This is a genomic window from Dactylosporangium siamense, from assembly GCF_016862795.1.
Lineage (GTDB): Bacteria > Actinomycetota > Actinomycetes > Mycobacteriales > Micromonosporaceae > Dactylosporangium > Dactylosporangium siamense.
In genome coordinates this window covers 1-22,272 of record NZ_BONQ01000162.1, presented here as the reverse complement: position 1 = coordinate 22,272, position 22,272 = coordinate 1, and the positions used below count along the sequence as shown (strand labels likewise).

The window sequence follows — 22,272 nt, the reverse complement described above, 5'->3', positions numbered from 1 at the left end:
ACCGCCATACGTCCCGTTCGGGAGTGAACCATGCGCAGGATTCTCACCTGGCTCGCCGCGGCCGTCATGGTCGTGGCGGCCAACGTGGTCGCGGCGCCCAGCGCGTCCGCGGCCACGTACACCCCGCCCGCAGCGCGGCAGCGGGTCGACCTCAACAGCGGCTGGCGCTTCAACAAGGGCGACGTCGCCGGCGCCGAAGCCACCGCCTTCAACGACAGCGCCTGGCAGCAACTGTCGGTCCCGCACACGTGGAACGCGGCCGACGGTGCGGACGGCGGCAACAACTACTACCGCGGCGTCGGCTGGTACCGCCGGCACTACACCGTCCCGGCGTCCTTCGCCGGCAAGATGCTGTTCCTGCAGTTCGCCGGCGCCAACCAGGTCGCCGACGTGTGGGTCAACGGCACCTACCTCGGCAAGCACTCCGGCGGCTACTCCCGCTTCCGCTTCGGCGCCACGTCGGCGTTCAAGGTCGGGCAGGACAACGTCATCGCGGTCAAGGTGAACAACGCGAACAACGCCGACATCGCCCCGCTGTCCGCCGACTACAGCTTCGACGGCGGCATCTACCGCAACGTCAGCCTCCAGGTCGTCGACCCCCTGGCGGTGCGGATGCTGGACTCCGCCGGTCCCGGCGTCTACCTGCGGCAGCGGTCGGTCACCGCCGCGTCCGCGACCGTCGACGTGACGACGAAACTGTTCAACAACAACACGTCCAGCCGTTCGGTGGTGGTCCGGACCGTCATCACCGACGCCGCGGGCAACATCGTCGCGGACCAGTCACTGCCGGCCCGCACCGTCGGCGCGAACGCCGGGGTCGACGTGGTGCAGACGGTCACCATCACCAACCCCCACCGGTGGGACGGGCTCGCAGATCCCTACCTGTACAACGCGAACGTCGAGATCCGGTCCTCCGGTGTGGTCACCGACGTGGTCACCGAGCCGCTGGGCCTGCGCACCTTCAGCGTGGACCCGAACACCGGCTTCAGCCTCAACGGCCACCCGTACGACCTGCACGGCGTCAACCTGCACCAGGACCGCGCCGACGTCGGCTGGGCCGTCAACGACGCGCAGCACACCCAGGACTTCGACCTGATCCGGGAGATCGGCGCCACCACCATCCGCATGGCGCACTACCAGCACGACCAGAAGGACTACACCCTCGCCGACCAGCGCGGACTGGTCGTGTGGGCAGAGATCCCGCTGGTCAACGACACCACCAACTCCGCGGCCTTCACCGCCAACGCCCGCCAGCAGCTGATCGAGCTCATCCGGCAGAACTACAACCACCCGTCCATCGTGTTCTGGGGCATCGGCAACGAACAGCGGGTCGACAACACCGCCACGAACACGCTGCTGGACAGCCTCGCGGGCCTGGTGAACACCGAGGACCCGGACCGCGTCTCGGTCTACGCCAGCTGCTGCGTCAGCGACACCGGCGCCGTCAACAGCCACGCCGAGGCCAGCGCCTACAACAAGTACTTCGGCTGGTACAGCGGCTCGTACAACGACCTGGGCGGCAATCTCGACAGCCTGCACGCGGCGAACCCGTCGCGGCGCATCGCCCTGTCCGAGTACGGCGCCGGCGCCAGCACCGTTCAACACGCCCTCAACCCGTCCCCGCCGAGCCCCGGCGGCCAGAACCACCCGGAGGAGTATCAGGCGCTGCTGCACGAGGCGTCGTGGAAGCAGCTCGACGCGCGCCAGTACATCTGGGGCACCTACGTGTGGAACATGTTTGACTTCGCCTCCGACGGCCGCAACGAGGGCGGCCAGCCGGGCATCAACGACAAGGGGCTCGTCACCCGGGACCGGGTCACCCGCAAGGACGCCTTCTACTTCTACAAGGCGAACTGGGCCGCGACCCCGACCCTGTACATCACCAGCCGCCGCTGGGCTTCTCGCACGACGGCGGCGACGGAGCTGAAGGTGTACTCCAACGCCGCGAGCGTCACCGCCACCCTGAACGGTGTCTCGCTCGGCTCCAGGACCAGCACCGACCACATCTTCAAGTGGACCGGCGTGACCCTGCGCGCGGGCGCCAACACGGTCCAGGTGACCGCGACCATCAACGGCACCCCGGTCACCGACACGGTGACCTGGACATTGAGCTGAAGTTCGACGCCGCGGCAACCTTCCGGGGTTGCCGCGGCGTCGTTTCGCTCGGACTGTGTCCCGCTACGGATTGGATTGCGTACATGCAGATGATCGGACGACCGTGGGGTGTCACCGCATACGGCGCGGCGAGCGTGAAGGCGCTGCCCGACCTGGTTCGCGTCCGGTTCAAGATCGTCAACCGGGAGCAGACGCCCTCGGCCGCGTTCGACGCCGCGAGCGCCGCGGTCAGCGCCGTGCGGACCGCGCTGCGCAGCCAGGGCGTCGCCGACTCGGCGGTCAAGGCCTCCCGGCTGAACCTCGCGACGAGCACCGAATACATCGACGGCGCCCACCGGTTCGCCGGTTACCGTTGCGTGGCCGCGTTCTCCGTCGAGTCGACCGACCTCGACGGCGTCCAGCGGCTGCTGGTCGATCTCGTCGCCGCCGGCGCCAACGAGATCGATGGCGTCGACTTCGACGTCACCACCAAGCGGGAGCTGCGCGCGGAAGCCCGGCGCAAGGCCGTCGCGGCCGCCCGCGCCAAGGCGGAACTGTACGCCGAGGCCGCCGGCGTCCGCCTCGGCGCGGTGCTGCACATCGAGGACGTCGACGTCGACGGGCACGGCCAGGAGCGGTACAAGAGCGGCCACTCCTACGCCTCGGACGCTGCGGCCGACCAGGACCTCGCCCCCGGCCACGTCATCGTCAACGCGGCCGTGACACTGGGCTTCGCCATCAGCCACGACTGACCGCCGCTTTCGTGATCCGGTAGACCTTGTGCACTTCTGGGTGCACAAGGTCTACCGGATCACGATATATGTGGATCTGATGCCTGGTGATGTCGGCTGATCGGGTCGGGCCGGCTGACCAACGGATGATCAAGATGGGGCCGGGCGGCGAGGGGAGGGGGGTGCGAGGTACTGTCTGCCGTTCGTACCCCTCCTGAGGAAGAACTCAATGACCTTTGCATGGAAGCGGACCGCGGCGCTGATCGTCGCGGTTTCCGTCGTTTTCGGGACCGGCGCCTGCGGCGACAAGGCCGGCGACAGCGGCAGCGGAACGCCCGCCGCCGCCACGGCGACCAGTTCCAAGGCACCCGAGCCGAAGGACGTCCTGCTGGGCTCGCTGGCGCAGTACGACAAGGGCGTGTACGCGGCCAACTTCACCTCGCATGACGGCTCCGGGCAGGCCGCGATCGACGCCCCCAAGAAGCAGGCGTACATCAAGATCGCCTCCACCGACCCGGAGGCGGCGTTCACGATGGAGGTGCTGCTGGTCGAGCCGGACGCCTACGTGAAGATGAACATGGGCGAGCTGGCGAAGCTGCCGGGCATGCAGCAGCTGAACGGCAAGACGTGGATGCACATCGACCGCACCAAGGTCAAGGACGGCGGCAGCCTGGGCATCGCCACCGACGAGACCGACATGCTCGACCTCAAGGCGCTGCTGCAGGGCGCCCAGTCGGTGCAGGCGGCCGGCGACCACAAGTACAGCGGCACGCTCGACCTCGCCAAGGGCGCCGACTCCCCGATGACCGACGAGGACGTCGTCAAGGCACTGGGCGACAAGGCGGCCACCGTGCCGTTCACCGCGACGCTCGACGCCCAGGGCCAGCTCACCGAGCTGCTCATCGACGTTCCGGCCGCGGGCGAGACGAAGGCGCACCAGCTCAAGCTGACCATGACCGAGTACGGCACCGCGACGGTCCCGGCCAAGCCCACCGGCAAGGCAGTGGTCGAGGCACCGGCGAACGTGTACGACATCTTCAACGGCTGATGCACCCACCCGGCGGCGCCCGCATCCCGATGCGGGCGCCGTTGCGCTGTCAGCCGTTCCCGCGTCCGCTCAGCGGAGCCCGTGTGCCAGCAGCGCCGCTGTCAGCCGTTCCGGCGTCCGCTCAGCGGAGTCCGTGTGCCAGCAGCGCCGCGGTGGGCAGGGCCAGGACCCCGCCGGCGGTGAGATAGGCGGCGGCGAGGCGCTCGTACTCGCGCCGGGCGGCCGCGACCGTTGCCGGATCCTGGCCGGCGAGGGCCTCGCCGAGCGCGCCCATGCCGTTGCTCGGCCCGACCCACCAGGACTCGAGGTCGGTGTGGTGCGTCCAGGCGATCGTGCGGCACCCGACGTCCCGGACACCGGCGCCGGCGAGCAGGGCGGTGACACCGTCGGCGGTGCGGGCGAAGTTCAGCTCCGGCGGGATGATCGACGGTGCCGGGGTGAGCCCGACCGCCGCCATGACGTCGGCCCACAGGTGCTGCAGCGGCGGCGACGGGTGCGGCCAGACGGTGACCGCGACCCGTCCGCCGGGCGCGGTCAGCCGCAGCAGTTCCGCGACGGTGCGGGCCGGGTCGGTGACGTGGTTGACGACGAAGTTCGCGACCACCGCGTCGAACGCGCCGTCGGGGAACGGCAGGTCCGGCAGCCGGCCCTCGACGACCTCGGCGCCGGGCACGTTGCCGCGGGCCAGGTCGACCATGCCCGGCTCCGCGTCCACCGCGGTGACCCGGCCGCCGCCCGCCACCGCGAGCGCCGCGACGGTGCCGGTGCCGGTGCCGACGTCGAGCAGCCGCACCCCGGGCGCGAGGCCCGCCGCCGCCAGCAGCGCGGGCGCGGTGTGCGCGCACAGGTGGGCGTAACTGTCGGCGAAGGCCGCCGCGCGACCGGTCCATTTCCCCACGCCGGCCATTGTCCCCGGGTCAGTCGGGAGTGTCGGACAGCAGGGTCTCGATGCGCTCCATCAGGACGCTCGGCTCGAACGGTTTGACCAGGTAGTCGTCGGCGCCGGCGTCGAAGCCGGTGCTGACGTCCAGCCACTGGCCGTGGGAGGTGAGGATCAGCACCGGCATCAGCTCGGTGTCGGCGGTCTCGCGCAGGGCGCGGCAGACCTCGATGCCGTTGATGCCGGGCATGCTGACGTCCAGGATCGCCAGGTCCGGGTGCTCGCGGCGGGCGGTGTCCAGGGCGGTGCCGCCGTCGGCGCAGGCGATCACCTGATGGCCGGACGTGTCGAGCAGGAACGTGAGCAGTTCGCGGATCGCGAGGTCGTCCTCGGCCACCAGCACCGTCGACATGGGTTTCAACTCCCTGGAAGCTCTCGATCTGAGTATACGAACAAAACGGCTCAACTATGGTGGTTCCGGACGTTCCCCGCCGTCTGGAGGTCGCCGCGATGACCACACACCGCTGGTACGGGTCGATGGCGCTCGCCGCGGCCGTGCTCATCCTCGGGGTCTTCGCGACGCTCGGCGTCACGGTCGTCATCTCCGGCAAGGAACGGCGCTCGGCGCAGCAGGTGATCCAGCGCCAGTCGGACCTCGCCGCCGCCACGGTCGCCGCGGAGGTCCGCCGCTACCTCGACACCATCGACAACGTCGCCGCCGCCCTCGGTTCACACGACGTGCTGAGCCCCGACGAGTTCGACCGGGCCACCTCGCGGGTGCCGGGGGAGGCCCTCGCGGGCGCCACCGCGCTCGTGTTCGTCGTCCCGGCCGCCCCCGCCGCCGTGCCCGCCGTGCAGGCCGAGTGGCGGGCGGCCGGCGCCGGTGACCTCACGCTGCGACCCATCCCCGGTGCCGAGGAGCACTACTTCGGCGTGTACGCCCGGCAGCTCGACGGCCTTGCCGGGCTCGAGGGCGGCTCGGACCTCGGCGCCAACCTCGACGTGGCCGACGTGCTGCGCGAAGCGCGCCGCGTCGGCGGGTCCGCGGTGTCCAACGCGGCCCTGCTGGCCCGCGACGCCTCGCGACCCGCGGACGAGCAGCGCCGCACGCTCAGCCTCGCCACGCCGGTCCTCGGGCCGGGCGGCGTGCTGCGCGGCTGGGTGGTGCTCGGCCTGCGCGGTGAGGGGTTCTTCGGCGGCGCCCTGGGCGAGGTGCTGCACCGGCGGGTCACCGCGACCCTGTCGGCGACGCAGACCGGCGGGGGACTGCTGCCGATCGCGACCGTGCACCGGCTCGCCACGCCCGGCGACGCCCTGCACCGCCACCAGGACCTCGACATCGCGCAGCGGCGCTGGCACCTGGAGGTCAGCGCCGACCCCCGCGACCTGCCCGGGGCCTACACCGACCGGCCCCTCGTCACGGCCGTCGCCGGCGCGCTGCTGACCGTGTTGCTGACGCTGCTGGTGTACCTGCTGTCGACCCGACGCGCGAAGGCGATGATCCTGGTCCACGAGGCGACCCGGGAGCTGCGCGCCGCCGAGCGCGAGGCGCGCGAGCAGGCCGCGCTGCAGCAGGCGATCCTCACCAGCCTCGGCGAGGGCGTCACCGTGGTCGGCGCCGACGGGCGGGTCCTGCTGCACAACCCCGCCGCCCGGCAGCTGCTCGGCACCGCCGACGACGCCGACGACCTGCAGGACTGGCCGGCGCACTACGGCGCGTACCTGCCGGACCGGGTGACCCCGTTCCCGGCCGTCGAGCTGCCGATGGTGAAGGCGCTGCGGGGCGTGTCGGTGGACCGGGTCGAGATGGTCATCCGCAACCCGACCCACCCCGACGGCATCCTGGTCAGCGTCAGCGCCCGGCCGCTGGACCGCTCCGCCGGCGCACCCCGCGGCGCGGTCGCGGTGCTGCACGACATCACGGCGCTGCGCCGCTACGAGACCGAGCTCGCCCAGTTCGCCGCCGTCGTCGCGCACGACCTGAAGAGCCCGCTGACCGCGGTGCACGGGTTCGCCGCGGTCGCCGCCGACGCCGTGTCCGCGCTGCCGGCCGGTGATCCCGAGCGACCGGGCGGGATGACGCGGGCCGGCACCGCGCGGGCGGCGGTCGAGCGGGTCCGGCTCGGCGCGATCCGCATGCGGTCGATCATCGACGACCTGCTGGCGTACACCACCGCCCGCGACGCGCCGCTTAACCTCACCGACGTCGACCTGCGCGCGATCGTCGAGTCCGTGGTCGCCGAGCGCACGGCACCGGCCCCGCCCGTGCACCTGAGCATGGCGTCGTCGGCCGGCCGCCCACCGACGCCGACGGTCCACATCGGCGACCTGCCGCAGATCAGGGCGGATCCGGGGCTGCTGCGCCTGGTCGTGGACAACCTGGTCGGCAACGCCATCAAGTACACCCCGGCGGGCCGCACCCCGCACGTCGAGGTCACCGCGCACGCCGACGCCGACGGGGTGCACCTCGTCGTCGCCGACCGTGGCATCGGCATCCCCGACAGCGAGAAGGGCCGCGTGTTCGAGTCGTTCTACCGGGCCCGCCCGGTCGACTACGGCGGCACCGGACTCGGCCTGGCGATCTGCCGGCGGATCGTGGAGCGGCACGGCGGGTCGATCGCGGTCGAGGACAACCCCGGCGGCGGCACCCGGTTCCGGGTGACGCTGCCGACGGCGGGCGCCGCGCTCGAGCCCGACCCGATCGCGGCGCTGCGCACCCACGGCGGCTCCGCCGACGTGGGCTGGGAGCGCCTCATGCGCCCCGGCGACTCCGTCACCCTTGCGCGGGCGCCAGGGCGGTGAAGTAGTCGCGCATCGACGGGTAGTAGTCGTTGAAGTCGGGCATCGGGGTGCCGTCGCGGGAGGCGACGAGCGCGTCGAGGTAGAACTCCCAACCGGGGCCGTAGTCGCCGACGGCGTCCGCGTTGGGCAGGTGGTGCACCAGGCGCAGCTCGGTGCCACCGTCCACAGTCGACAGCAGCAGCTCCAGGTGCGCGCCGGGGCTGTTGAGTGCCAGGCGGGTCGGCGCCTCGCACACCTCGATCGTGGCCTCGGACCAGGGTGCGCCCTCCTCCTGGATCATCTGGTACTGGATCGTGCCGCCCGGCCGGCCCTCGCCCTTCCACGGGCCGAACCAGCGGGCGGTGCGGTCCGACTCGGTCACGCTTGCCCAAACGTCCTCGATGGGTGCGCGGAAGGTGCGGGTCACCACGACGTCACCGCCGGTGGGGGTGGGCGTCCAGCGGCCGGTTGGGGTCGGAGTCATGCGGTGCGTTCCTCTCGGGTTGGCGTTTCACGGAGGCGGTCGCGGCGGGTGCGGTGCACCTCGGTCTCCAGGGCGTCCATCCGCTGCTCCCAGATCGACGGCGCCGCGAACCGGGCCAGCCAGGCGGTCAGTTCGCCGAGGCGGGTGGCGTCCAGGTCGTAGTGGCGGTGCCGGCCGCGCAGGGTGTCGCGGACCAGGCCGCACTCGCGCAGCACGCGCAGGTGCCGGCTGACCGCGGGCCGGCTGATCCGGAACCGGTCGCCGATCGCGGCGGCGAGGTTGCCCGCGGACCGCGGCCCGTCGCGCAGCAGCTCCAGGATCGCCCGGCGCACCGGATCCGCGATCGCCTCGGCCACGTCGTCCACGGCTAGAAGTGTAACCCATAGGTTACACGTCAGCGAGCGTAAAGCCGCCTGAAGTCTTGCTTAGGTGCCTTGACATCGAAGGATTCGAATCGCAGTATCTGTCAGGTAACTTACCTATCTAATTGCCCCTGGAGGCGCCCCGTGAAGATTCCCGGCAGGCTGGTCGGCATCGGTGCCGCAGCCGTGCTCGTCGGTGGGGTGACGGTCGCCGTCACGACCTACGGTGCCGAGGCGGCCGCGGAGACCCTGCTTTCGCAGGGGAAGCCGGCCACGTCGTCGTCCAACGAGCTGTCCTCGCTCGGCCCCGGCAACGCCGTGGACGGCAACACCGGCACCCGCTGGGCCAGCGCGGAGGGTGTCGACCCGCAGTGGATCCGCGTCGACCTCGGCGCCACGAAGACGATCACCCACGTCAACCTCAGCTGGGAGGCGGCGTACGGCAAGTCGTACCAGGTCCAGACCTCGCCGGACGGCAGCGCCTGGACCAACGTCTACAGCACCACCACCGGCAACGGTGCCACCGACGACCTGACCGGGCTCAACGGCACCGGCCGTTACGTCCGCGTCCTCGGCACCGCCCGTGGCACGACCTACGGCTATTCGCTGTGGGAGTTCAAGGTGTACGGCACCGACGGCACCACCCCGTCCCCCAGCGCTTCGGCGTCACCGTCGCCGTCGCGGAGTCCCAGCAGCAGCCCCAGCACCAGTCCCAGCGCGGGCAGGGACCTCTTCGACCCGCGCAAGAAGGACATCGCCATGCAGCTGGTGTCCAGCGCGGAGAACTCGTCGCTGGACTGGAAGGCGCAGTACAAGTACATCGAGGACATCGGCGACGGTCGCGGCTACACCGCCGGCATCATCGGTTTCTGCTCCGGCACCGGCGACATGCTCGAGCTCGTCGAGCTGTACACCCAGCGGGTCCCGGGCAACGTCCTGGCCAAGTACCTGCCCGCCCTGCGCAGCGTCGACGGCAGCGACTCCCACGCCGGGCTCGACCCGAACTTCACCAGGGACTGGAAGACCGCGGCGGCCGACCCGGCGTTCCAGACCGCGCAGAACGACGAACGCGACCGGGTCTACTTCAACCCGTCCGTGAACCAGGCGAAGGCCGACGGGCTGCGGGCCCTGGGCCAGTTCGCCTACTACGACGCGATCGTCATGCACGGCCCCGGCAACAGCGCGGTCAGCTTCGGCGGCATCCGCCGGGCCGCGATGGCCAAGGCCCGCACCCCCGCACAGGGCGGCGACGAGTTCACCTACCTCAACGCCTTCCTCGACGCCCGGGTCGCGGCGATGAAGACCGAGGAGGCGCACAGCGACACCAGCCGCGTCGACACCGCCCAGCGGGTCTTCCTCAACAACCGCAACTTCGACCTCAACCCGCCCTTGAGCTGGAAGGTCTACGGCGACCCGTTCACCATCCCCGCGTAGTCACTCGGGCTTGGCGTCGCCGAGGATGGTGGAGATCGCCTCGGCGGCGCCCGGCCGCGCGAACAGGTAACCCTGCCCGAACTCGCAGCCGAGGTCCTGCAGCGTCGACCACTGCTCCTGGGTCTCGATGCCCTCGGCGACCGTCTGCAGCTGCAGGGCCCGTCCCAGCTGCACGACCGCCTCGGCCAGGGTCGCGTCGCCGTGCTCGGTGTCGATGCCGTCCACGAACGACCGGTCGATCTTCAGGATGTCGACCGGGAACCGCTTGAGGTACGACAGCGACGAGTACCCCGTCCCGAAGTCGTCGATGGCGAGGCGGACCCCCAGTCGCTTGAGCCGCCCGAGGGTCTCGATGGTCGAGTCGGTGTCCTGCATCAGCAGCGACTCGGTGATCTCCAGGACCACCTGGTGCGGGTTGATGCCGGTCTCCGCGAGGATCTGCCCGACCTCCTCGACCAGGCCCTCGTGCTGGAACTGCCGCGCCGACAGGTTCACGTTCATGCGGATCCGCTCCGCGGTGGGAAACTCCTCGCACCACCGCGCCAGCTGCTCGCAGGCCTGCCGCAGCACCCACCGGCCCAGCGGCACGATGAGCCCCGTCGACTCGGCCAGGGGGATGAACGCGTTGGGTCCGACGAGCCCGCGCACCGGGTGCTCCCAGCGCACGAGGGCCTCGACGCCGATCAGCCGGCTGGTCGGCAGGTCCACGATCGGCTGGTAGTGCACGGCGAACTCGTCGTTGGCCAGGGCCTGCTCCAGTTCGGCGCGGTCGTCGGCCTCCCGCAGGATGTCGGCGTACATGGCCGGGTCGAACAGCGCGTACCGGTCCCGGCCGGCCGCCTTCGCCGCGTACATCGCCAGGTCCGCGTTGCGCAGCAGCTCACCCGGGTCCGGCCCGTCCTCGCCGTCGCCGCCCTTCGCGGTCGCCACGCCGATGCTCGCCGAGCAGACCACCTCCCGGTTGCCGAGCCGCAGCGGCCGGCGGATCGCGGCCAGGAGCCGGTCGCCGAGGTCCATCGCCTCGAGCTCATTGATGTCCTCGACCAGGATCGCGAACTCGTCGCCGCCGAGACGGGCCAGGGTGTCCGCGGCCCGCAGCTGCTGGTGCAGCCGCAGCGCCGTCGTCGCGATGAGCTGGTCACCGGCGTTGTGCCCGAGGCTGTCGTTGACGAGCTTGAAGTCGTCCAGGTCCACCAGCAACAGCGTGACCCGCCCGCCGCCGCGCCCGTTCCGGGCGATCGCGTGCTCCAGCCGGTCCCGGAACAGCGCCCGGTTCGGCATGCCCGTCAGCGAGTCAGCGAACGCCTGCCGGGTCAGCTCCTCCTCGAGCTCCTTGCGTTCGGTGATGTCCCTGATGCTGATGACCGCGGCCTCCAGGGACGGGTCGTCGAGCCGGTTGGTGCCGATCACGTCGGCGTAGATCCAGGCGCCGTCGGCGCGGCGGACCCGGGACTCGACCCGGGCGGAGGAGCCGGGAGGGCCGTTGGCGACGCTCAACCACCACTCCATCACCGTCGGCAGGAAGTCCGGGTGGGTGATGTCCATCAGCAGGTCGCTGGTGACGAACGCCTGCTCGTAGCCGAGCACCGAGCGCACCGACGGGCTCACGTAGGTGACGCCGCCGCCGGGCAGCACCGCGATGACCGCGTCGGAGGAGTTCTCCAGCAGCGCCTCGATCCGCCGTTCGGCGCTGAGCCGGGCCGTGTCCAGTCGCCGGCGGTTGCTGGCGGTCCGCGCGCAGAACCACATGACCCCGGCCATCAGCGCCAGGGTCAGTGCGGCGAGGGTACCGGTGACCGGCCGGTCGCGGGTGAGGACCAGGGACACGTATCCGGCCAGGGACACCGCGCCGATGCCGATGACGGCCCGTTCGGAGGCGAGCGCCGCCGTCGAGGCCAGGATCAGGGTCACCCCGGCCGGGTAGATGGCGAGCGCGGCGACGTCGTAGGCGGTGAACCCCAGCAGCACCGCCAGGTTCGCCAGCCACCACGCGACGAGCGCCCGCGGCAGCCACGGCTTGAACACCAGCCGGGGCCACGGCAGCAGCGCCAGCCCGCCCTGCGCCACGGCGGCGCACCCGATCAGCGCGACCAGCAGCGGGCCGCCCTGCCAGTCCAGCTGGACCCGGACCGCGCCGATGAGGATCACCCCGACGGCGATCCACGTGCCCAGCCTGATCTGGCGGGCACGGTACTCGCCCTCGTGCTGTTCCAGCGCGTTCACCGACATGGTCCGTTGATCGTCGCGGCCCGGAGCATCCTGAGCCGATCCGCCCGTGCCCCGGGTGCGGAACGGGAGCAGTGCCGGAGCACCACGGTCTGACATTTGTCATCCGCCGGGCGTGAACCGCGCACCCGAACCGGTGCGCCGTGACACTACGGGTGCCGTCCGGGAGCCCGAAGACTGTCCATATGAGACGCAGACTCGTGCTGCTGGCGGCCGCGTCGGCCGCCGTCGCCACCGTTCCCACCCCGGCCTTCGCCGCCGACGTGCGCCTTCCGTCGCGACGCGGTGCCTCGACCAGGCGGCTGGTGCTGCCGGAGCCGACCGGCCCGCACCACATCGGCACCGTGTCCCTGCACCTCGTCGACCGGTCCCGGCCCGACCCGTGGGTCCCCGCGGAGTCCGTCCGCGAGCTGATGGCGCAGGTGTGGTACCCGGCCCGCGAGGCGCGCCGGCTGCCACTGGCGCCGTGGGTGTCGCCGGCGTTCGGCGCGCTGATCAACCCGCCCGGCTCCGGCTACGAACTGCCCCTGACGCACGCCCGGACCGGCGCGCCCGCGCTGCCCGGACACCGGCCCGTCGTGCTGTACTCGCCCGGCTTCGGCATGGAACGCACCGCGGGCACCGCCGTCGTGGAGGAACTCGCCAGCCACGGGTACATCGTCGTCACCATCGACCACACGCACGACTCGCCCCTGGTGGAGTTCCCCGACGGCCGGGTCGCGACGAGCGCGGTGCCACCGCCGACCGGGGAACCGGGGGAGGAGGAGCGGCTCATCGCCAAGGCCCTGGCCGCCCGGGTCGCCGACACCCGGTTCGTCCTGAACCGGCTGAGCCGCCCGCAACGAGCCCTGCCGGGCGGTGTGTGGCACGCGATGGACCTGCGCCGGACCGGGATGATCGGGCACTCCCTCGGCGGCGCCACCGCGGCGCAGACCATGCTCGAGGACCGGCGCGTCACGGCGGGCGCGAACCTGGACGGCGCCATGTCCGGCAGCGTGCTCACCGCCGGGCTCGACCGGCCGTTCCTGCTCGTCGGCTCCGAGGGGCACGACCGCGCCGGCGACGACACCTGGGCCGCGTTCTGGTCCGTGCTGCGCGGGCCGCGCCTCGAGCTGCAGCTGCGCCGCTCCGGGCACCTGTCGTTCACCGACTACCAGGTGCTGCTCCCGCAGGCCGGCATCCCGCCGGAGGATCTCGCCGACGCATTCGGCACGATCGACGGTCCCCGGTCGGTCCAGGTGCAGCGCGCCTACCTGCTCGCGTTCGCCGACCGGCACCTCGGCGGACGCCGCGGCACGCTGCTGTCGGGCCCGTCGGCGGCGTACCCCGAGATGCGGTTCCTCCCGTGACGGCGGCGATCCAGGTGCACGACCTGCGCCGCCGCTACGGGACGTTCGAGGCGGTCCGCGGCGTCTCGTTCGACGTCGAGCGCGGTGAGCTGTTCGCGCTGCTCGGCACGAACGGCGCCGGGAAGACCTCGACCCTCGAACTGGTCGAAGGGCTGGACCGGCCGACCGCCGGCACCGTCCGGGTCCTCGGCCGCGATCCGGTCCGCGACCGGGCACAGGTCCGGGCCCGCACCGGCGTCATGCTCCAGGAGGGCGGCTTCCCACCGGACCTGACCCCGGCCGAGGCGCTGCGGATGTGGGCCGGCCCGCTGCCCGCCGCCCGCCCGGTCGCCGAGGCCCTCGACCTCGTCGACCTGACCCACCGGGCGGGTGTGCGGATCCGGCAGCTGTCCGGCGGTGAACGGCGCCGCCTCGACCTCGCCGCCGCCGCCATCGGCCGGCCGGAACTGCTCATCCTCGACGAGCCGACCACCGGCCTGGACCCTTCTAGCCGGCACGACACCTGGCGGCTGCTGCGCGCGCTGCTCGGCGACGGCGTCACCATCCTGCTCAGCACCCACTACCTGCAGGAGGCGCAGGAGCTCGCGGACCGCGTCGCGATCCTGCACGAGGGCACGGTCGTCGCGGCCGGCTCCGTCGCCGAGGTGGTCGCCGGGTTCCCGGCCAGGATCGCCTTCGACCTGCCGCCCGGCCTGACCCTGGACGGGCTGCCGGACGTCGTCGGCGCGTACAGCGAGGCCGGCGGGCGGGTCACCCTGCACACCACGACCCTGCAGGCGGCGCTCACCACGCTGCTCGGCTGGGCCGCCGCGCACGACGTCGCCCTCGACGGCCTGGACGCCAGGTCCGCGACCCTCGACGAGGCGTTCCTGTCGATCGCCGGCGGTGCCGCATGAGGCACCTCGCAGCCGCCGAGCTGCACCTGCTGGTGCGCAACCGGATGGCGATGTTCAACGCGTTCCTGCTGCCCCTGCTGGTCATCGGGCTCCTCGCCGCCGGCGGCGACACCGGCGACCCGGACGCCACCGCCCGGCTGGTCACCGGCCTGCTCGGGTTCGTGTTGCTCGGCGTCCTCTACTACACGCTCGTCAGCACCTACGTCGCCCGCCGCGAGGACCTGGTCCTCAAGCGGCTGCGCGTCGGTGTCCTCACCGACCCCGAGATCCTCATCGGCACCGCCGGCCCCGTCACCGCCGTCGCCCTCGGGCAGATGACGCTGTTCGTCGCCGCGGGCGCCGCGTTCGTCGGCCTGCCGGTGCCCGCGAACGCCGCCGTCCTGCTCGCCGGCGTCCTCGGTGGCGCGGCCGTGTTCGTGCTGCTCGCCGCGGCCAGCGCCGCCTTCACCCGCACCGTGGAACTGGCCCAGATCACCACGCTGCCCGTCCTGCTCGTCAGCTTCGTCGGCGCCGACTTCGCGCTGCCGGCGGACGCCCTGCCGCCCGCGGTCGCGCAGACGCTACGGTTGCTCCCGCTGGGACCGACCCTCGAACTGGTGCGGCTCGGCTGGCTCGGCAGCCCCGGCCGGGACGCGCTCGGCGTCCTCGGCGAGGCGGCCGCCCCGGCGGGGTTGCTCCTGGCGTGGACGGTGCTCGGCTGGCTCGCCGTGCGACGCTGGTTCCGCTGGGAGCCACGCCGGTGAGGCGGGCGCCGGTGTCTGGAGGATGTGCGCGGTGATGGGCTGGTGGCGGCGGCGCGGGCAGGCGACGCGGTTCGAGTGGTATGTCCGTGGCTCCTTCTACAGCCAGATCGCGCTGTCGCCACTGCTCGTCGGGTTCCTCGTCCAGCTGGAGGTGACCCGCCTCGCGCTCACCGTCGTGGTGGTCGGGTTCGTCGCGCTCACCGCCGTGTGCCTGCTGCTGGTCCGGGCGGGCATCGACGCCTACCTGGGGCTGCGGCCACGCCCGACGGCCCTGATCCTCACCGGCGGCGGGCTGAGCGCCGCCGGTGCCGCCGCCGCGGTCGCGGCCTACCCGCACCCCACCCCCGGGCAGCCCGACGGGCCGGCCGCCGCCATCCTCATCATGCTCGCCCTCACGTACGTGGCCGCGCTGTGCGCCGCGGTCCGGCCCAGGATCACCCTCGCCGTCGTGCTCGCCTGCGGCACCGGCATCGGCCTCATCTCCAACGGCCCGGCCGCGGTCGCGCTCGTGCTCCTGCTCGGGTCCGTCGTCGGGGCGTACCGGGTGCTGCTGTGGATGCTCGGCGTGGTGCGCGAGCTGGAGCGGGCGCGGCACGTCCAGGCAGGTCTCGCCGTCGCCGAGGAACGCCTGCGCTTCGCCCGGGACCTGCACGACGTCGTGGGCCGCACGCTCTCCGTCGTCGCGTTGAAGGCCGAGCTCGCCGCGCAGCTGGCCCGCCGCGGCCGGGAGGAGGCGGTCGCCGAGATGCTGGAGGTGCGCCGCATCGCCCAGGACTCCCTGACCGAGCTGCGCGCCGTCGTCGGCGGGTACCGCGCCGCCGACCTCGACGTCGAGCTCGCCGGCGCCCGGGCGCTGCTCGCCTCCGCCGGCATCCAGTGCCGGGTCATCGGCGACGGCGGTGACCTGCCCGCCGCACTGCAGAACACGCTCGGCTGGGCCGTCCGCGAAGGCATCACCAACCTGCTGCGCCACAGCGAGGCCCGCTCCTGCGTCGTCACCCTGCGCTGCGTCTCCGACGTCGTCACGCTGACCATGACGAACAACGGCGTCACCGGTGGGCAGAAGGTGGTGTTCGGCGGCGGCCTGATCGGGCTGACCGAACGCATCACCACCCTCGGTGGCACCGTCAGCGCCGTCCGGACCGCACCGGACGGCTTCGAACTGTGCGTCGAGCTGCCACTGCCGGTCGGGGCGGTCGCCGCGTGATCCGCATCCTGCTGGCGGACGACGAGCACCTCATCCGGGGTGCCATCGCCGCGCTGCTCGGCCTCGAGGACGACCTGGAGGTGGTCGGTCAGGCCGCCACCGGCGCCGAGGCCCTCCGCCTCGCCCGCGCCCTGCGCCCCGACGTCGCCCTCCTCGACCTGCAACTGCCCGACCTCGACGGCGTCACCGTCGCCACCACCCTGCACGCCGAGCTGCCGACCTGCCGCACGATGATCGTCACCAGCCACGGCCTGCCCGGCCACCTGAAGCGAGCCCTCACCGGCGGCGTCCGCGGTTTCCTCGCCAAGACCGTCTCCGCCGAGGTCCTCGCCACGGTCGTGCGCACCGTCCACGCCGGCGGCCGCTACGTGGACCCGCAGCTCGCCGCCGAGGCCATCAGCGCCGGCGACAGTCCCCTCACCGTCCGCGAGGCCGACGTGCTCACCCTCGCCGCCGAGGGCGCCCCCGTCGACGAGATCGCCCGCCGGGCCGCCCTGTCACCGGGCACCGTGCGCAACTACCTCTCCTCAGCCGTCGGCAAGACCGGCGCCGCCAACCGCCACGAGGCCGCCCGCATCGCCCGCACCAGAGGCTGGATCTGATCGCCGCCGTCCGGCCTACCACAACCGGCGCCGACGGTCATTCCGCCGCCCTGTCCACGTCTACCATCGCCTGATGAGCAACCGGAGCCTGACGCAGGTCGAAGCCGAGGAGCGGGCCGCGCTGCTGGCCGTCGAGCGCTACGACGTCGAGGTCGACTTCACCGACCTGCCGACCGGGCCGCTGGTGCGGTGCGTGTCGACGGTGCGGTTCACGTGCCGCGAGGTCGGCGCGGACAGTTTCGTCGACTGCGCCGCCGAGGTCGTCAGCGCCGTGCTCAACGGCGCCGACCTGCCGCCCGCGCGGGACGGCCGGATCCCGCTGCCCGGCCTGCGGGCCGTCAACGAGCTGCGGGTGGTGAGCGTGCAGGCGGAGACCCGCGAGGGTGAGGGCGTGCACAAGGCCGTCGACGCGGCCGACGGCGAGGTCTACGTGTGGACCTCGTTCGAGCCCGACGAGGCGCACCACGTGTGGGCGTGCTTCGACCAACCGGACCTGAAGGCCCCGCACGCGTTCACGGTCCTCGCCCCCGCGCACTGGACGGTGGTCAGCAACAGCGGCGACGCGGTCGTCGACGTGGTCGGCGACGCGAGGCGGTGGACGTTTCCCGCGACGCCGCCGCTGTCGGTCTACAACACGGTCGTCAACGCCGGGCCGTTCCACGAGATCCGCCGCGAGGCCGGCGGCTACGACCTGGGGCTGCTGGCCCGCCGGTCCCTCGCCCAGGTGCTGGAGCGCGACGCCGACGAGCTGTTCACCCTGACCCGTCAGGGGCTGGCGTTCTTCGCCGAGGTGTTCCGGATGCCGTTCCCGCAGCGCCGCTACGACCAGGCGTTCGTCCCCGAATACGGCGGCGCGATGGAGAACTACGGCTGTGTCACCTGGGACGACGCCATCCTGTTCCGGTCCGCGCCGACCGAGGCGGAGCGGGGCCACCGCGCGAAGATCCTGCTGCACGAGCTGGCGCACATGTGGTTCGGCAACATCGTCACGATGCGCTGGTGGGACGACCTGTGGCTGAACGAGGCCTTCGCCGAGTTCGCGGCCAACTGGGCCGCCGGGCGGGTCACGGAGTTCACCGACGCGTGGGCGGCGCACCTCGCCGACGGCAAGCTCGCCGCGTACCTCGCCGACCAGGGCCCGGCCACGCACCCGATCCGCCAGCCGATCCGCGACGTGGCCCAGGCCATGTCGATCTTCGACGCGATCACGTATCCCAAGGGCGCGTCGGTGCTGCACCAGCTGATGCACTACGTCGGCGAGCCGGCCTTCGCCGCCGGCATGGCCACCTACTTCGAGCGATTCGCGTGGGGCAGCACGACGCTGCAGGACCTCATCGACGTGCTCGCCGAGCGCAGCGGCCGGGACCTCGACGGGTGGCGGACGGGGTGGCTGGAGACCGCCGGCACCGACCGGCTCACGCTGCGCCGGGCCGGGCCCGACCTGGTCCTGGACGCGCGGGGTCCGGACGGCCCGCCGCGCCCGCAGGTCCTCTCCGTCGGGGCGTACGTCCACGACGGCGACCTGCTGCGCCGGGTCGACCTGGCCCGGGTCGAGGTCACCGGGCCGACGACCCCCGTGGCCCTGCCGGATGCCGAGCTGTACCTGGTCAACGACGAGGACCTCACGTTCGCCACGACCCGCCCCGAGGACCGCGACACGCTGTTCGCGGCGGCGGCGGCGTTGCCGACCCCGATCGCCCGGGGCGTTGCCGTGGCGACCGCGTGGGACATGCTGCTGACCGGTGAGGCGACCGCGGCGGAGGCGGTGCGGTGCCTGACCGGCGTGCTCGGCGCGGAGACGTCGGGGTCCGTGATCGAGCCGTACCTCACCCTCGCCGCCGACGCCGCGGAGCTGTGGTCGCCGGACGCGGACCGCCCGGCGCTGATCGCCGTGGTCGCCGCGACCGCCCGCGAGCTGGCGGCGGACCCGGGACGCCGCCAGGTGGCGCTGCGCACGCTCGCCCGCACCGCCGTCGACCTGGACGAGGTCGAGTGGCTGCAGGGGCAGGCCGGCGACGACCTCGACCTGCGGTGGCGGGTGCTGGCGCGCAAGTCGGAGCTCGGCGGCGCCGTCGACGCCGAGATCGACGAGTTGCTGGGCCGCGACCCGGACCCGGAGGCGTGGGTGCGGGCCACCACGGTGCGGGCCGCGGCCCCCGACCCGGCGGCGAAGGAGGCGGCGTGGAACACCGTGGTGGTGGATCGTTCGGTGCCGATCGGTGACGTGAAGCGGGTGACGGCGACGTTCTGGCGGCCCGGGCAGGACGCGCTGCTCGCCCCGTACGCGGAGCGCTACCTGGACCTTGCCCCGCAGCTGCACCGCGGCGGGATGACCCCGGCGATGGTGTTCGCGAACCGGCTGTTTCCCATCTACGCCGTCGACGAGACCTACCTGGGGCGCGCGGAGACGGTGGCCGTGGACGCGGCGCCCGTCGTCGGCAAGTACATGACCGAGCGCATCGACGTGGTCCGCCGGATGCTGCGCGCCAGGACGTCGTGACCCGTCAGTCCTTGTGCCTGCGGTCCTTGCGCTCCTTGCGGCGGACGGTGACGCCGCCCCAGAACGCGAAGCCGGTGACGACGATGCGGGGCGCGCCGTGCCGGCCCGGTGCGGTGGCGCCCTGGTCGAATCCGCCCATCACGCCGATGCCGGTGACGTCGACCTCGGCGTCGTCCGGGACGATCACGTCGACGCCGCCCATCACCGCGAACGCCCGGATCTTCAGGTCACCGTAGAGGAACCGGGCGTCGCGCAGGTCGATCGTGCCGCCACCCCAGAACGCCAGGCAGGAGAACAGGCGCGGCGGGACCCAGGCGCCCCGGCGGTGGAAACCGCTCATGACCGCGACCGACCAGGTCCGCTCGGCGGCCTCACCGGGCCGCGGCGGGACGCCGTCGAGGCTGACCGGTGCGGTCGAGGGCGTCGGCAGGTCCACCAGGATCGGCTCCAGCTCCGCATAGGTGCGGGCGGCGTAGACGGCGCGCAGGCGCTCGTCGAGCTCGTCGAGGTCGAGCCGGCCTTCGGCGGCGCTGGTGCGCAGGACCTCCGCGACCCGCTCGCGGTCGGCGTCGGAGGCACGCAACTTCCTGGGGTCCACCCGCTCGGGAAGGTCGCTCATGGGCGACAGCCTAAACGGTTTGCCGCCGCCGGTACCGTCGACATCGGACGCCGAACCGGAGGGACCCGTGATGCCGCACGCTGACCTGCTCGAACGCGGGCATCCCTTCCGCCAGTGGAAATCGTGGGCGATTCCCGGCACCGGGGTCACGATGAGCGGCTACTCGCGGTCCAACGACAAGACGTTCTTCCACCTGCCCGAGCTGCGGGCCGGCATCGACTGCGGGCTCGTGGAGGGCTGGCAGCCCGACACGGTGTTCCTGACCCACACGCACATGGACCACAGCAAGGACCTCGACTATGTCGCGGTCAAGGAGTCCGGCGTCGACATCTACCTGCCGGCGGCCGCGGTGCCGTTCGCGCAGGGGTACATCCAGGCGACGAGCTCCCTGAACCACAACGCGCCCTACGACGCCTCGCTGGCGCCGGCGGCCCGGTTGCACGGGGTCCGCGGCGGCGACGAGTTCGCCGTCGGCAAGCGCGGCGCGCACCGGGTCCGGGTCGTGGACTGCGAGCACAAGGTCCCGTGCGTCGGCTTCGCGTTCTCGTCGGTGAAGCGGGCGATCAAACCCGAGTTCGAGGCGTTGAAGGCGGACGGCCGGCTCCTGGCCGCGAAGCGCCGCGAGGGGGTCGAGATCGACCACGAGGTGGTCACGCCGCTGTTCGCGTTTCTGGGTGACACCCGCCCCGACGTCTTCACCCGCTCGCCGTGGCTGCTGGACTATCCCGTCGTCGTCACGGAGTGCACGTTTCTCGACGACGACCAGCTGGACCGGGCCCGCCGCATCGGGCACACCGTGTGGAGCGAGCTGCGCCCGATCGTCGCGGCCAACCCGGCGACGACATTCGTGCTGACCCACTTCAGCCTGCGCCACTCCGACCCGGAGATCGTCGCGTTCTTCGACAAGCAGGGCCTGCCCAACGTGGTCGCGTGGGCCCACCCTTGCAGTCGCTTGCCGGAGTCCTATCAGTAGTCATTGATCGAGGGGTTGCACGATCTGGTTGCGGGAATGCTGGTAGATGATCGAGCTGCGGAACCCGACGATCTCCCGGCGTTTCGTGAACTTGTCCATCAGCAGTGCGTGCAGGGCATCGACGCTGGGCACCGCCACGTGCACGAGGAAGTCGTCGCCGCCGGCGACCACGAACACCGACAGGACCTCGGGCAGCGTGGTCACGTGTGCCTTGAAGCCCTCGATGACCTGCCGGCTCAGCGGCCGGATCTGCACGTGGAGGAACGCCTGCACGTGCCGGTTGAGCGCCGGCAGGCTCACCTCCGCGTGAAACCCGGTGATGACGCCGCGCTCCCGCAGCGCCCGCACCCGCTCCAGGCACGTCGACGGCGCGATCCCGACCGCCGCCGCGAGGTCCCGGTTGGTCTGCCGCGCATCGTGCTGCAACAACTCCACGATCGCCGAATCAAGTTCGTCCACGGTCGCCATTCTGCCGCAGCGTTCGAACGTCGTTCGGTTGGACCGTTGCTTCGGCGTCAGGTGTACTACCGTCCGCCACCATGTTCGAACATGAGCAGGTCGTCATCCGCGCGGGCGCCCGCAGCGGGCTGCCCGTCATCATCGCGCTGCACTCCACCGCCCTCGGCCCGGCGCTCGGCGGGTGCCGGCTCGCCGTCTATCCACACTGGACGGACGGGCTGACCGACGCGCTGCGGCTGTCCGCCGCCATGACCGGCAAGTGCGCCGTCGCCGGCCTGCCCAACGGCGGCGGCAAGACCGTCGTGCCGCTGCCCGCCGGGGCGTTCGACCGGCGGGCCGTGCTGCTCGACGTCGGCGACGCGATCGAGGACCTCGGCGGCCGCTACGGCACCGGCCCCGACGTCGGCACCGGCCCCGACGACATGCTGGTCATCGGCGAGCGCACCCGGCACGTCGCCTGCCGCCCCACCTCGGCCGGCGGCAGCGGCGACTCCTCCACCCACACCGCCGCCGGCGTCCTGGCCGCGCTGCACGCCCTGTGCGCCGCGGTGTTCGGCTCGCCCGACCTCGCCGGTCGCCGGTTCGCGGTCGTCGGTCTCGGCCGGGTCGGCGCCGACGTCGCCCGCCGCCTGGCCGCGGCCGGCGCCACCCTCGCCGCCCAGCGCCTCCGATCCGCCAGCGCCGCCTAAGCGCGCTTGCCTGAGCGAGCTGGCCTGAGGGGGCTGTCTGAGCGAGCTGCCTGAACCGCTGTGACCTTTCCCGTGATCGAAGTCGCGTGCTGGCCGTCCGGGCAGCCGGTGCGCGACTTCGATCACGGGGAAGGTCGGGTCAAGCGGGTGGTGGCGGTGGTGGTGGTGCGAAACAGCGTTCTCCTGCCGTCGCGC

At 72.4% G+C, this 22,272-nt stretch carries 20 protein-coding genes; 13 read left to right on the top strand and 7 right to left on the bottom strand.

Annotation, left to right across the window (positions count from 1 at the left end):
- Positions 1-30: 30 nt before the first annotated feature.
- The 3 genes from Dsi01nite_RS49170 to Dsi01nite_RS49160 all read left to right on the top strand — a co-directional run bounded on the left by Dsi01nite_RS49170 (position 31) and on the right by Dsi01nite_RS49160 (position 3,873).
- Positions 31-2,115, top strand: a complete 2,085-nt coding sequence (locus Dsi01nite_RS49170; RefSeq protein ID WP_203853396.1) for a glycoside hydrolase family 2 protein — start codon at positions 31-33, stop codon at positions 2,113-2,115.
- An 83-nt stretch (positions 2,116-2,198) separates the two neighbouring features.
- A complete protein-coding gene (locus tag Dsi01nite_RS49165) occupies positions 2,199-2,846 on the top strand; it encodes an SIMPL domain-containing protein (protein WP_203853395.1) in 648 nt (215 codons plus the stop codon).
- A 208-nt stretch (positions 2,847-3,054) separates the two neighbouring features.
- On the top strand, positions 3,055-3,873 hold the full coding sequence (locus Dsi01nite_RS49160) for a hypothetical protein (RefSeq protein WP_203853394.1): 819 nt from the start codon (positions 3,055-3,057) through the stop codon (positions 3,871-3,873).
- Positions 3,874-3,994: 121 nt separating this feature from the next.
- Here Dsi01nite_RS49160 and Dsi01nite_RS49155 read toward each other — a convergent pair whose 3' ends face one another.
- Both Dsi01nite_RS49155 and Dsi01nite_RS49150 read right to left on the bottom strand, forming a co-directional pair.
- Entirely contained in the window at positions 3,995-4,771 is a 777-nt protein-coding gene (locus Dsi01nite_RS49155) for a class I SAM-dependent methyltransferase (RefSeq protein WP_203853393.1), read from the bottom strand.
- A 19-nt stretch (positions 4,772-4,790) separates the two neighbouring features.
- Positions 4,791-5,165, bottom strand: a complete 375-nt coding sequence (locus Dsi01nite_RS49150; RefSeq protein ID WP_203853392.1) for a response regulator transcription factor — start codon at positions 5,163-5,165, stop codon at positions 4,791-4,793.
- A gap of 98 nt (positions 5,166-5,263) precedes the next feature.
- On the opposite strand from Dsi01nite_RS49150, the gene Dsi01nite_RS49145 reads away from it, so the two are divergent.
- The gene (locus tag Dsi01nite_RS49145; RefSeq protein WP_203853391.1) at positions 5,264-7,555 is read left to right on the top strand and encodes a sensor histidine kinase; all 2,292 of its coding nucleotides are present in this window, start codon (positions 5,264-5,266) and stop codon (positions 7,553-7,555) included.
- On the opposite strand, the gene Dsi01nite_RS49140 is transcribed toward Dsi01nite_RS49145, so the two are convergent.
- Entirely contained in the window at positions 7,527-8,018 is a 492-nt protein-coding gene (locus Dsi01nite_RS49140; RefSeq protein ID WP_203853390.1) for an SRPBCC family protein, read from the bottom strand. The genes Dsi01nite_RS49145 and Dsi01nite_RS49140 overlap by 29 nt on opposite strands.
- On the bottom strand, positions 8,015-8,383 hold the full coding sequence (locus Dsi01nite_RS49135; RefSeq protein ID WP_203853389.1) for a metalloregulator ArsR/SmtB family transcription factor: 369 nt from the start codon (positions 8,381-8,383) through the stop codon (positions 8,015-8,017). The genes Dsi01nite_RS49140 and Dsi01nite_RS49135 overlap by 4 nt, the downstream gene beginning before the upstream one ends.
- A gap of 141 nt (positions 8,384-8,524) precedes the next feature.
- Between Dsi01nite_RS49135 and Dsi01nite_RS49130 the strand changes: the two genes are divergently transcribed.
- Complete coding sequence (locus Dsi01nite_RS49130) at positions 8,525-9,814, top strand: chitosanase (RefSeq protein WP_308442144.1); 1,290 nt, start codon at positions 8,525-8,527, stop codon at positions 9,812-9,814.
- Here Dsi01nite_RS49130 and Dsi01nite_RS49125 read toward each other — a convergent pair whose 3' ends face one another.
- On the bottom strand, positions 9,815-12,037 hold the full coding sequence (locus Dsi01nite_RS49125; protein ID WP_203853388.1) for a putative bifunctional diguanylate cyclase/phosphodiesterase: 2,223 nt from the start codon (positions 12,035-12,037) through the stop codon (positions 9,815-9,817).
- 188 nt (positions 12,038-12,225) lie between these two features.
- Between Dsi01nite_RS49125 and Dsi01nite_RS49120 the strand changes: the two genes are divergently transcribed.
- The 6 genes from Dsi01nite_RS49120 (at position 12,226) to pepN (ending at position 19,337) form a co-directional block, all read left to right on the top strand.
- Positions 12,226-13,389 (top strand): alpha/beta hydrolase family protein, encoded by a 1,164-nt coding sequence (locus Dsi01nite_RS49120; RefSeq protein ID WP_203853387.1) that lies wholly within the window; start codon positions 12,226-12,228, stop codon positions 13,387-13,389.
- A complete protein-coding gene (locus tag Dsi01nite_RS49115) occupies positions 13,386-14,285 on the top strand; it encodes an ABC transporter ATP-binding protein (RefSeq protein WP_203853386.1) in 900 nt (299 codons plus the stop codon). Before Dsi01nite_RS49120 ends, Dsi01nite_RS49115 begins: the two co-directional genes overlap by 4 nt.
- Positions 14,282-15,028, top strand: coding sequence for an ABC transporter permease (locus Dsi01nite_RS49110; RefSeq protein ID WP_203853385.1), 747 nt, complete (start codon positions 14,282-14,284; stop codon positions 15,026-15,028). Before Dsi01nite_RS49115 ends, Dsi01nite_RS49110 begins: the two co-directional genes overlap by 4 nt.
- 34 nt (positions 15,029-15,062) lie before the next feature.
- Positions 15,063-16,235 (top strand): sensor histidine kinase, encoded by a 1,173-nt coding sequence (locus Dsi01nite_RS49105; RefSeq protein ID WP_239136923.1) that lies wholly within the window; start codon positions 15,063-15,065, stop codon positions 16,233-16,235.
- On the top strand, positions 16,232-16,837 hold the full coding sequence (locus Dsi01nite_RS49100; RefSeq protein ID WP_203853383.1) for a response regulator transcription factor: 606 nt from the start codon (positions 16,232-16,234) through the stop codon (positions 16,835-16,837). The genes Dsi01nite_RS49105 and Dsi01nite_RS49100 overlap by 4 nt, the downstream gene beginning before the upstream one ends.
- Before the next feature lie 73 nt (positions 16,838-16,910).
- Positions 16,911-19,337: an aminopeptidase N gene (gene pepN / locus Dsi01nite_RS49095; protein ID WP_203853382.1), complete on the top strand. Its 2,427-nt coding sequence runs from the start codon at positions 16,911-16,913 to the stop codon at positions 19,335-19,337.
- A gap of 4 nt (positions 19,338-19,341) precedes the next feature.
- Here pepN and Dsi01nite_RS49090 read toward each other — a convergent pair whose 3' ends face one another.
- Positions 19,342-19,956: a DUF1707 domain-containing protein gene (locus Dsi01nite_RS49090; protein ID WP_239136912.1), complete on the bottom strand. Its 615-nt coding sequence runs from the start codon at positions 19,954-19,956 to the stop codon at positions 19,342-19,344.
- Positions 19,957-20,026: 70 nt separating this feature from the next.
- Between Dsi01nite_RS49090 and Dsi01nite_RS49085 the strand changes: the two genes are divergently transcribed.
- Positions 20,027-20,929 carry an MBL fold metallo-hydrolase gene (locus Dsi01nite_RS49085; protein WP_203853381.1) on the top strand — a complete coding sequence of 301 codons (903 nt, stop codon included), beginning with the start codon at positions 20,027-20,029 and terminating at the stop codon, positions 20,927-20,929.
- On the opposite strand, the gene Dsi01nite_RS49080 is transcribed toward Dsi01nite_RS49085, so the two are convergent.
- Positions 20,930-21,397 (bottom strand): Lrp/AsnC family transcriptional regulator, encoded by a 468-nt coding sequence (locus Dsi01nite_RS49080; RefSeq protein ID WP_203853380.1) that lies wholly within the window; start codon positions 21,395-21,397, stop codon positions 20,930-20,932.
- Positions 21,398-21,468: 71 nt separating this feature from the next.
- Here Dsi01nite_RS49080 and Dsi01nite_RS49075 point away from each other — a divergent pair, with 71 nt between their 5' ends.
- On the top strand, positions 21,469-22,077 hold the full coding sequence (locus tag Dsi01nite_RS49075) for a Glu/Leu/Phe/Val dehydrogenase dimerization domain-containing protein (RefSeq protein ID WP_203853379.1): 609 nt from the start codon (positions 21,469-21,471) through the stop codon (positions 22,075-22,077).
- The last annotated feature ends 195 nt before the right edge of the window (positions 22,078-22,272 follow it).

Excerpts from the sequence above, each read along its gene's own strand:
- Dsi01nite_RS49170 (WP_203853396.1), top strand. The coding sequence starts at position 31 with ATGCGCAGGATTCTCACCTGGCTCGCCGCGGCCGTCATGGTCGTGGCG.
- Dsi01nite_RS49165 (WP_203853395.1), top strand. The coding sequence starts at position 2,199 with ATGCAGATGATCGGACGACCGTGGGGTGTCACCGCATACGGCGCGGCG.
- Dsi01nite_RS49160 (WP_203853394.1), top strand. The coding sequence starts at position 3,055 with ATGACCTTTGCATGGAAGCGGACCGCGGCGCTGATCGTCGCGGTTTCC.
- Dsi01nite_RS49150 (WP_203853392.1), bottom strand. The coding sequence starts at position 5,165 with ATGTCGACGGTGCTGGTGGCCGAGGACGACCTCGCGATCCGCGAACTG.
- Dsi01nite_RS49145 (WP_203853391.1), top strand. The coding sequence starts at position 5,264 with ATGACCACACACCGCTGGTACGGGTCGATGGCGCTCGCCGCGGCCGTG.
- Dsi01nite_RS49140 (WP_203853390.1), bottom strand. The coding sequence starts at position 8,018 with ATGACTCCGACCCCAACCGGCCGCTGGACGCCCACCCCCACCGGCGGT.
- Dsi01nite_RS49120 (WP_203853387.1), top strand. The coding sequence starts at position 12,226 with ATGAGACGCAGACTCGTGCTGCTGGCGGCCGCGTCGGCCGCCGTCGCC.
- Dsi01nite_RS49110 (WP_203853385.1), top strand. The coding sequence starts at position 14,282 with ATGAGGCACCTCGCAGCCGCCGAGCTGCACCTGCTGGTGCGCAACCGG.
- Dsi01nite_RS49105 (WP_239136923.1), top strand. The coding sequence starts at position 15,063 with ATGGGCTGGTGGCGGCGGCGCGGGCAGGCGACGCGGTTCGAGTGGTAT.
- pepN (WP_203853382.1), top strand. The coding sequence starts at position 16,911 with ATGAGCAACCGGAGCCTGACGCAGGTCGAAGCCGAGGAGCGGGCCGCG.
- Dsi01nite_RS49090 (WP_239136912.1), bottom strand. The coding sequence starts at position 19,956 with ATGAGCGACCTTCCCGAGCGGGTGGACCCCAGGAAGTTGCGTGCCTCC.
- Dsi01nite_RS49085 (WP_203853381.1), top strand. The coding sequence starts at position 20,027 with ATGCCGCACGCTGACCTGCTCGAACGCGGGCATCCCTTCCGCCAGTGG.
- Dsi01nite_RS49080 (WP_203853380.1), bottom strand. The coding sequence starts at position 21,397 with ATGGCGACCGTGGACGAACTTGATTCGGCGATCGTGGAGTTGTTGCAG.
- Dsi01nite_RS49075 (WP_203853379.1), top strand. The coding sequence starts at position 21,469 with ATGTTCGAACATGAGCAGGTCGTCATCCGCGCGGGCGCCCGCAGCGGG.